General features: G+C 69.2%; 7 protein-coding genes. 1 reads left to right on the plus strand and 6 read right to left on the minus strand.

All coding sequences use genetic code 11. From position 1 onward, the window contains the following. Positions 1-113: 113 nt before the first annotated feature. Entirely contained in the window at positions 114-1,742 is a 1,629-nt protein-coding gene (locus FLX08_RS39260) for an IS4 family transposase (RefSeq protein ID WP_208761968.1), read from the plus strand. Positions 1,743-2,108: 366 nt separating this feature from the next. Here the strand turns inward: FLX08_RS39260 and FLX08_RS39265 are convergent, their stop codons facing one another. The 6 genes from FLX08_RS39265 to FLX08_RS39290 form a co-directional block, all read right to left on the minus strand. After that, on the minus strand, positions 2,109-4,355 hold the full coding sequence (locus tag FLX08_RS39265; protein WP_142625334.1) for a heavy metal translocating P-type ATPase: 2,247 nt from the start codon (positions 4,353-4,355) through the stop codon (positions 2,109-2,111). 29 nt (positions 4,356-4,384) lie between these two features. Continuing rightward, positions 4,385-5,320 carry a hypothetical protein gene (locus FLX08_RS39270; RefSeq protein WP_142625335.1) on the minus strand — a complete coding sequence of 312 codons (936 nt, stop codon included), beginning with the start codon at positions 5,318-5,320 and terminating at the stop codon, positions 4,385-4,387. Further along, positions 5,317-5,529: a heavy-metal-associated domain-containing protein gene (locus tag FLX08_RS39275; RefSeq protein WP_142625336.1), complete on the minus strand. Its 213-nt coding sequence runs from the start codon at positions 5,527-5,529 to the stop codon at positions 5,317-5,319. The genes FLX08_RS39270 and FLX08_RS39275 overlap by 4 nt, the downstream gene beginning before the upstream one ends. Positions 5,530-5,553: 24 nt before the next feature. Further along, positions 5,554-5,835: a metal-sensitive transcriptional regulator gene (locus tag FLX08_RS39280; RefSeq protein WP_142625337.1), complete on the minus strand. Its 282-nt coding sequence runs from the start codon at positions 5,833-5,835 to the stop codon at positions 5,554-5,556. A 109-nt stretch (positions 5,836-5,944) separates the two neighbouring features. Continuing rightward, a complete protein-coding gene (locus tag FLX08_RS39285) occupies positions 5,945-7,378 on the minus strand; it encodes an MFS transporter (protein WP_142625338.1) in 1,434 nt (477 codons plus the stop codon). A gap of 138 nt (positions 7,379-7,516) precedes the next feature. Continuing rightward, on the minus strand, positions 7,517-7,792 hold the full coding sequence (locus FLX08_RS39290) for a heavy-metal-associated domain-containing protein (RefSeq protein ID WP_142625339.1): 276 nt from the start codon (positions 7,790-7,792) through the stop codon (positions 7,517-7,519). Positions 7,793-8,110: the final 318 nt, after the last annotated feature.

Below are 8,110 nucleotides of genomic sequence, written 5' to 3' on the forward strand. Positions count from 1 at the left end.
ACCCCCAAGGCCAGGTAGTTAAGGGGATGTGGTTCTTGTCAATCGGCTGAGACGGGCAACGGGACTCCTGTAGATCAGATATCGGCGAAGATCATCTGAAGAGTGGAGTCCCGTTGCGGGATCAGTCTGTCATTTCCCGGGTGGTGCGGGTGGCCGCGGGGGTGTTCGCACCGGGGCATCTGGGAGAGCTCACGCAGGTCATGCCGTTCGAGCTGGTGGACGCGGTGCTGGCGGAGACGGGCCGGGTTCAGCACCGGCTCCGAGCGCTTCCCTCCCGGGTCGGGGTGTATTTCCTGCTGGCGATGTGCCTGTTTCCGGAGGTCGGATACCGGCTTGTCTGGGACAAGATGACCGGCGCTCTGGCGGGGCTGCCCGCTGTTGTTTCACCGACCGCCAAGGCGTTACGCGACCTGCGCCGCCGGGTGGGCGGTGGGCCGATGCAGGCGCTGTTCGAGGTGCTGTGCGGCCCGCTGGCGCGGCCGATGACGCCCGGGGTGCGGTTCGGCTCCTATCGGACGGTCTCCTTCGACGGCTGCAGCTCGCTGAAGGTCCCCGATACCGGCCGCAACCGAGGATGGCTCGATCGGCTGGCCCACGGCGGCTATCCCCAGTTGGAGCTGATGACCCTCGTGGAGACCGGAACCCGGGCGGTGATCGGCGCAGTCTTCGGGCCCACCGCCACGGGTGAGACCGAATACGCCAAGCGGCTGCTGCACCTGCTGAGGCCGGACATGCTCGTGCTGTGGGACAAGGGATTCGACGGCAACGACTTCCTCGCCGCGGTGACGGGCACCGGAGCCCAGGTCGTCGGCCGCCTGCGCAGCAACCGCCGCGCTCCGATCCTGTCCCGCCTGGCCGACGGCTCCTACCTGTCGGTGATCGGCTCGGTCCCGGTGCGGATCGTCGACGCCCACATCACCGTGACCTGCACCGACGGCACCGTCTTCGACGCCTCCTACCGGCTGGTCACCACGCTGACCAACGCCCGCCGCCACCCGGCCAGCGCCCTGGTCGCCTTGTATCACCAGCGCTGGGAACACGAATCGGCTTACTACGCCCTCCGGCACACGATCTTGCGCGGGCGCGTACTGAGGTCGGGCGACCCAGCCGGCGTCGAGCAGGAGATGTGGGCGCTGCTCACGCTCTACCAACTGCTGCGCACTGTCATGGTCGACGCCGCCCAGTCCCGCCCCGGAACCGATCCCGATCGCTGCGGGTTCACCATCGCCTTCCACGCTGCCCGTGACCTGGTGATCCAAGCCGAAGGCGTCCTGCCCGAAGCTCCCGGCCCCATCGGAACGATCGGACACCGGGTGCTGGCCAGGTTGCTCCCACCACGACGCCCGCGCATCAGCACCCGCAAGGTCAAGTCACCGATCTCCCGCTACGGCGAACGACGCGACGACCGCCGGCCCGACACCAGCCGCACCATCACCTCACTCCATATCGCCATCCTGAAGCCTGCGCACACCCCACCCCTGCCGACCAGGTCCCGCGACGACCGGCACACCACCGCGGCAGACCGCCGCAGCGCACAGGTCCTGGCCCTGCTCCACACCGAGCCCGACCGGCACTGGAACGCCCGCGACATCGCCATCCACCTCGGCGACATCACGTTGAACACCATGTATCGGCAACTGTCCCGATGGGCCGCAACCGGACTCATCCACAAGATCGGCCCCGGCCTCTACACCGCCGTGCCCGACCCGCCACTCCCCTTGACAGGCACCCAAAAACGCTAACTACCTGGCCTTGGGGGAACCCCCAGCATTCCGCCCGTGAATGCCCCCACCTGCTCGCGGTGCTGGACGAGCTGGTCGGGGGCACCCCTTCGACCGCCTCGTGGCGAGCCTGTCCGAGGGTCGGTAGACCCAATCCGGCAGGCCCGTGGCGGAGCGCCACGGGCCTGCCTATAAAGGGGTCGCTTGAAGCGGCGCAGGCGCACTCTGTTGCTGACGACGAAGGCCCTGGGGAATGCCATCGCCGCACCGGCGGTCATGGCGGCCGGGCCAGCAGAGGCGAGACAGCAAGGTTCCTGGCTCAAACAACGCCATGTCGAAACAGAAAGGCCTCCGCGCATATTGCCGGAGGCCCTTCATACAGCCGGTCTAGCGGAAGCGCCGCAGACGGAGGCTGTTGCTGACGACGAAGACGCTGGAGAACGCCATCGCCGCTCCGGCGATCATGGGGTTGAGCAGTCCCGCGGCGGCCAGCGGCAGCGCCGCGACGTTGTAGGCGAACGCCCAGAACAGGTTGCCCTTGATCGTGCGCAGCGTGCGCCGTGACAGCCGGATCGCGTCGGCCGCCACCCGCAGGTCACCCCTGACCAGGGTCAGGTCGGCGGCCTCGATCGCCACATCGGTGCCGGTGCCCATGGCGAGACCGAGGTCGGCCTGGGCGAGCGCGGCGGCGTCGTTGACCCCGTCGCCGACCATCGCGACCGTCTTGCCCTCGGCCTGCAGTCGCTTGATCACATCGACCTTGTCGGCGGGCAGCACCTCGGCGATGACCTTCTCGGTGCCGACCTGGGCGGCGACCGTCCGGGCGACCGCCTCGTTGTCGCCGGTCAGCAGCAGCGGCGTGAGGCCCAGGGCGCGCAGGTCGGCGATGGCCTCCGCGCTGGTGGGTTTGACGGTGTCGGCCACCACCAGCACCGCGCGGGCCTCACCGTCCCAGCCGACCGCCACTGCCGTGCGGCCCGCGACCTGTTCTTCCTGCAGTCTCCGTTCCAGCTCCACGGGAAGGTGCTGGGACCATTCCTCCAGCAGGCGGGGACGGCCGACGAGTACGGCGTGGCCGTCCGCCATCCCCTGGACGCCGAGACCTTCGACGTTGGCGAAGTCCTCAGGCGTGGGCAGGGTGCCGACGCGTTCGGTGGCGCCGCGGGCGATGGCCTGGGCGATGGGGTGCTCGGAGGCGTGTTCCAGGGCTCCGGCCAGGCGGAGCACCTCGTCCCGGTCCTCCCCGTCGGCCAGGTGGACCTCGACGAGGGTCATCTTTCCTTCGGTGACGGTGCCGGTCTTGTCGAGCACGACCGTGTCGATCGTGCGGGTCGACTCCAGCACTTCGGGGCCCTTGATCAGGATGCCAAGCTGGGCGCCGCGGCCGGTGCCGACCAGCAGCGCGGTCGGCGTGGCCAGCCCCAGCGCGCAGGGGCAGGCGATGATCAGTACGGCGACCGCGGCGGTGAAGGCCGCCCCGGCCCCTTCGCCGGTGCCGAGCCAGTACCCCAGCGTCGCGACCGACAGGGCGATGACGATCGGGACGAAGATGCCGGAGATGCGGTCGGCCAGGCGCTGCACCTGGGCCTTGCCGGTCTGGGCGTCTTCGACCAGGCGCGCCATCTGGGCGAGCTGGGTGTCGGCCCCGACCCGGGTGGCCCGGACGACCAACCGGCCGCCGGCGTTGACCGTTGCCCCGGTCACCGAATCGCCCGGCCGGACCTCGACGGGGACCGACTCGCCGGTGAGCATCGAGGCGTCGACCGCCGAGGTGCCTTCCTCGATGACGCCGTCGGTGGCGATCTTCTCACCGGGCCGGACGACGAAGTGGTCACCGGCTTTCAGCTCGTCGACGGGGATGCGCACCTCGCGGCCGTCGCGGAGTATGGCGACGTCCTTGGCGCCCAGCTCCAGCAGAGCACGCAACGCCGCACCGGCGCGCCGCTTGGACCTCGCTTCGAAGTAGCGGCCGGCCAGAATGAACGCGGTCACGCCCGCAGCTGCCTCGAGGTAGATGTTGCCCGAGCCGTCACTGCGGGAGATCGTCAGATCAAACCCGTGAGTCATGCCGGGCACCCCGGCGCTGCCGAGGAACAGGGCCCACAGCGACCAGCCCAGAGCGGCGATCGTGCCCAGCGACACCAGCGTGTCCATCGTGGCGGTGCCGTGCCGCAGATTGGTCCAGGCGGCCTTGTGGAACGGCAGTCCGCCGTAGACCACGACCGGGGCCGCGAGCGTGAGCGACAGCCACTGCCAGTAGGTGAACTGCAGCGCGGGGATCATCGCCAGCGCGATCACTGGTACGGCGAGCACGACGGAGACCAGTAGCCGGGTCCGTAGGGAAGCGAGCTCGTCTTCCGGCTCCTCAGACGCCTGCTTGGGATTGGGCGGCTCGGGGAGCTTGGCGGTGTAGCCGGCCTTCTCCACCTCCGCCACAAGCAGGTGGGGGTCCAGATCGGCAGGGAAGCTGACCTTGGCCTTCTCCGTGGCGTAGTTGACCGTGGCGGTGACGCCGTCCAGTTTGTTGAGCTTGCGCTCGATCCGGTTGGCGCACGACGCGCAGGTCATTCCGCCGATTGAGAGCTCGACGGTGCCGCCCGCGGTGGACGGCTTGTCGCCGGTGATGGAGGTCATCGCTCCTCCTTTCTGGATCATGCCCGGTGTCAGTGGCCGGAGTGGGAGTGTTCGGATCCGTGGTCCGCCGTGGCGGAGGGGGCCGCCCCCGAGGGGTGCTCCGCCCGTACGGTGAAGGCGGCGGTGCGCACGGTTCCGTCGTGCTGGAAGTCGAGGAAGAGCCGGTAGTCGCCGCGGCTGGGGACCTCGGCGTAGAAGGTGATGCCCGGGCCGGCGGGGGTGACGCCGTCATCCGGAGCGCCGTCGGGGTGCACGTGCAGGTAGGCGAGGTCGCCCACGCGCAGCGCGACCAGGTGTCCGTAGGCCCCGAGGTAGGGCTGCAGGTCGGTGACGGGCTTGCCGTCCCTGCTGATCTCGGCGGTGAGCCTGCTCGCCGCGCCCGGTGTGAGGGTGCCGTCGAGCCGCACGGTGTATCCGTCGACCGTCACCGTACGGCTGGGCGCCGGGAGCGGCCGGGGCGCGTAGTCGCCGGCGGCGTACAGGTCGGCGCCGAGGGTCAGCCCTTCGCCGCCCTGGGGGGCGAAGTCGGCGAAGATCCGGTAGGCGCCGGCGTCGGGCAGCGTCAGCGGCACCGACCAGACTCCGTCACCGGCAAGCTCTGGGTGCAGGTGCCGGAAGACGGTCGCATCCCGGCTGACCACGATGAGGTGCAGCTTCTTGTCGTGCCGGGTCTCGTAAGCGGTCACCCGGCGGCCGTCGGGGCCGTTCACCGTGAACCGGAACTCGGTCTCCGTCCCGGGGGCGATGGTCGTGGTCTGCGGGGTGAGGGTGTAGCCACTCTGGGACACCTGGAGTCCTCCCGGCACGTGTTCCGTCTCCTTCACGACCGCCTTCGCGTGCCCCGCGTGGCCGGTCTTCGCGGGCGCCGGTCCGGTCGCGCCGATGGCGCCGCCGACGCCGAACGCCCCTCCAAAAACCACGGCGAGACCGAGAACGTAGGCACCCAGGGTGAATGACGTCTTCATGGCTGTTCCACCAATTCGTATCCGGCCTCCTCGACGGCGGCCCTGATCCGGGCCGTGTCGATTGGGCCGTCGCTTTCGACTGTCATCAGCCCGGTGGCCAGATCGACCTCGACACCGGTGACACCGGGAACCTCGCCTACTTCTTCCTTGACCGAGCTGACGCAGTGGCCGCAGGTCATGCCGGTGACGGTGTTGGTGGCTGTGGTCATGACGCTTCTCCTTCGTGAGATCGATCAGGAACGGACGAGACGGGCGACGGCGTCGGAGGCTTCCTTGATCTTGAGGTCGGCCTCGGTGCCGCCCTTCGCGATGGCCTCGGCGACACAGTGCGCCATGTGCTCGTCCAGCAGTTCCAGGGCGAACGCCTGGAGTGCTCTGTTGGCGGCCGAGACCTGGGTGAGGATGTCGATGCAGTACTTGTCCTCGTCGACCATCCGCTGCAGTCCGCGGACCTGCCCCTCGATCCGGCGCAGCCGCCTGAGGTGGTCTTCCTTCGTCCCCGTGTATCCGGCCATCTCCCCGCCTTGCTCTGAGGTTCGCTGTCTTGTCTCTTACTAAATACGATACCCCCCTAAGGTATTTCGTGGGCCCGCCACTTCCAAGGGCGGGCCCACTCACCGTCACTCACACCTGTGCGGATGACGCTTCGGCGTCCGCTGCGGGAGACACGGCGGATGCCGGCTTCCGCATGAGCAGCAGGGTGAGTACGGCACCGGCCGCCGCCACGACCGCCGCGCCGGTGAAGGCGGCCTGGAAGCCGTCGGTGAGCGCCGCCGGGCCGTCCACCGCGGCCGCTCCCCCGCTCGTGGCGAGCGCGGTCATCACGGCCAGGCCGAGCGCCGAGCCGATCTGGTAGGTGGTGTTGACGATGCCGGAGGCCAGCCCGCTCTCCTCGGGCCGCGCGCCGGACATCGCCGACATCATCGCCGGGATGTAGGCCAGGGACATCCCCACCGCCGCGACCAGCGAGGCGGGCAGCACATCGGCGACGAAGGTCCCGTCCGGCCGGACCAGGGACAGCGCGGCCACCCCCGCGGCCAGCACGGCGAGCCCGATGACGATCAGTGGCTTGGCGCCGAACCTGCCGAGCAGCCGGGCGGTGATCCCGATCATGAAGATCATAATCGCGATCGTCATGGGAAGCAGGGCCGCTCCACTGGGGAAGGCGCTGTAGCCGAGGACCTGCTGCAGGTAGAGGTTGAGGAAGTACCACATCGGGATCCAGGCCGCGCCGAGCAGCGCCATCGCGAGGTTGGCGACGGCCAGCCCGGGGGTCCGCCAGATCCCCAGCGGCATGAGCGGCTCCCGGATCACGCGCTGCACGAGCAGGAACAGCACGAGCAGCACGACCGCCCCCGCCAGTTCCAGCAGCGTGGCGGCGGAGCCCCAGCCTTGCTCGGGGGCCCGGACGATGGCGAACACGGCCAGGGCGATCCCGGCGGTGACGGCGAGACCGCCGAGCACGTCCACCGACCCGCGCCGGCCGGCGACCGCGGGCAACAGTGCGGGCACGGCCAGCAGAGTGGCGATGCCGATGGGGATGTAGACGATGAAGACCCCCGGCCAGCTCAGATACTCGGTGATGACCCCGCCGAGGAACACCCCGGCGGTGCCACCGGCCGGGGCCGCGGCGCCGTACAGGGCCATGGCCTTGCCGAGTTCCCGCGAGTCGTGCGAGAAGAGCATCATGAGCAGGGTCATCGAGGCCGGGGCGATGAGCGCGCCGCCGACGCCCTGCACACCACGGCCGAGGATCTCCATCCACGGGCTGCTCGCCACGGCGGCCACGGCCGACCCGGCGATCAGGATGAGCCAGCCGGTGGTGAAGATCCTTCGGGCGCCGAACAGGTCGGACAGACGACCTCCGAGCAGCAGCAGGCCGCCGAAGGCGATGACGTAGGCGTTGAAGACCCACTGCAGCCCGTCCGGGGAGAAGCCCAGGTCGCGCTGCATGTCGGGCAACGCGACACCGATGATCGAGGTGTCCATGATGACCATGAACTGTGCCGCGGCGAGCACGATCAGTGCCCGCCACCTGCGCGGATTGACGGCGTTCATGCCGCACTCCTGTTCTTCGCGTCCGCCCCGCGATGGGAGGATGCGGTAGGGGGTTGGGTGTGATGCCGAATCGGACCGGCCCCGCAGGTGGGCGTGCATGGCAGTGCACGCCCACCGCCTTCTTCGGGACTCGGTCCCCTAGGAACGACCCGCCAGCTGGTAGCCGGCCTGTTCCACTGCGGCGCGGATCTCCTCATCGGTGAAACCCGAGCCGCTGACGGTGACCGCGCCGGTCGGCAGGTCGACGGCCACTCCGGTCACGCCGCCGACCTTGCCGATCTCCCCGGACACCGAGGAGACGCAGTGGCCGCAGGTCATTCCGTTCACCGAATAGACCTTGCCGTCCGCCGGGCCCGCCTCAGCGGTCGCCGTGGCCTGAGCCGATTCCGTACCGCACGCGCATGCAGTGCACATGTCCGTCCTCCTTCGCTTCCTACCCCTAGGGGGTATAGCCGGGACAGACCGTAACATACCCCCATGGGGTTTGTCTTCCTTGGTCCGCTCCTGGAGAGAGCCGGGCGAGGGCTGTCGGACGGCTTCCGCCCCGCCGTCGCCGCGACTTTTGAACCGAAGAGATGCGGCAGACGAATCTCCTCTCGGAGATAGGTGGATCGAGGATGCGTCGCGGGGACCACGCCATTGCTTTACGGATCAGATGGTCAAGCCCACAACGCGACAGCGTCGCGGCCGGAGCGCTGTCGTGAGGGTCAGGGAATGCGGACGTGGTAAGCG

The sequence above is a fragment of the Microbispora hainanensis genome, from assembly GCF_006874475.1.
Classification (GTDB): domain Bacteria; phylum Actinomycetota; class Actinomycetes; order Streptosporangiales; family Streptosporangiaceae; genus Microbispora; species Microbispora hainanensis.

Excerpts from the sequence above, each read along its gene's own strand:
- FLX08_RS39265 (WP_142625334.1), bottom strand. The coding sequence starts at position 4,355 with ATGACCTCCATCACCGGCGACAAGCCGTCCACCGCGGGCGGCACCGTC.
- FLX08_RS39270 (WP_142625335.1), bottom strand. The coding sequence starts at position 5,320 with ATGAAGACGTCATTCACCCTGGGTGCCTACGTTCTCGGTCTCGCCGTG.
- FLX08_RS39280 (WP_142625337.1), bottom strand. The coding sequence starts at position 5,835 with ATGGCCGGATACACGGGGACGAAGGAAGACCACCTCAGGCGGCTGCGC.
- FLX08_RS39275 (WP_142625336.1), bottom strand. The coding sequence starts at position 5,529 with ATGACCACAGCCACCAACACCGTCACCGGCATGACCTGCGGCCACTGC.
- FLX08_RS39290 (WP_142625339.1), bottom strand. The coding sequence starts at position 7,792 with ATGTGCACTGCATGCGCGTGCGGTACGGAATCGGCTCAGGCCACGGCG.
- FLX08_RS39285 (WP_142625338.1), bottom strand. The coding sequence starts at position 7,378 with ATGAACGCCGTCAATCCGCGCAGGTGGCGGGCACTGATCGTGCTCGCC.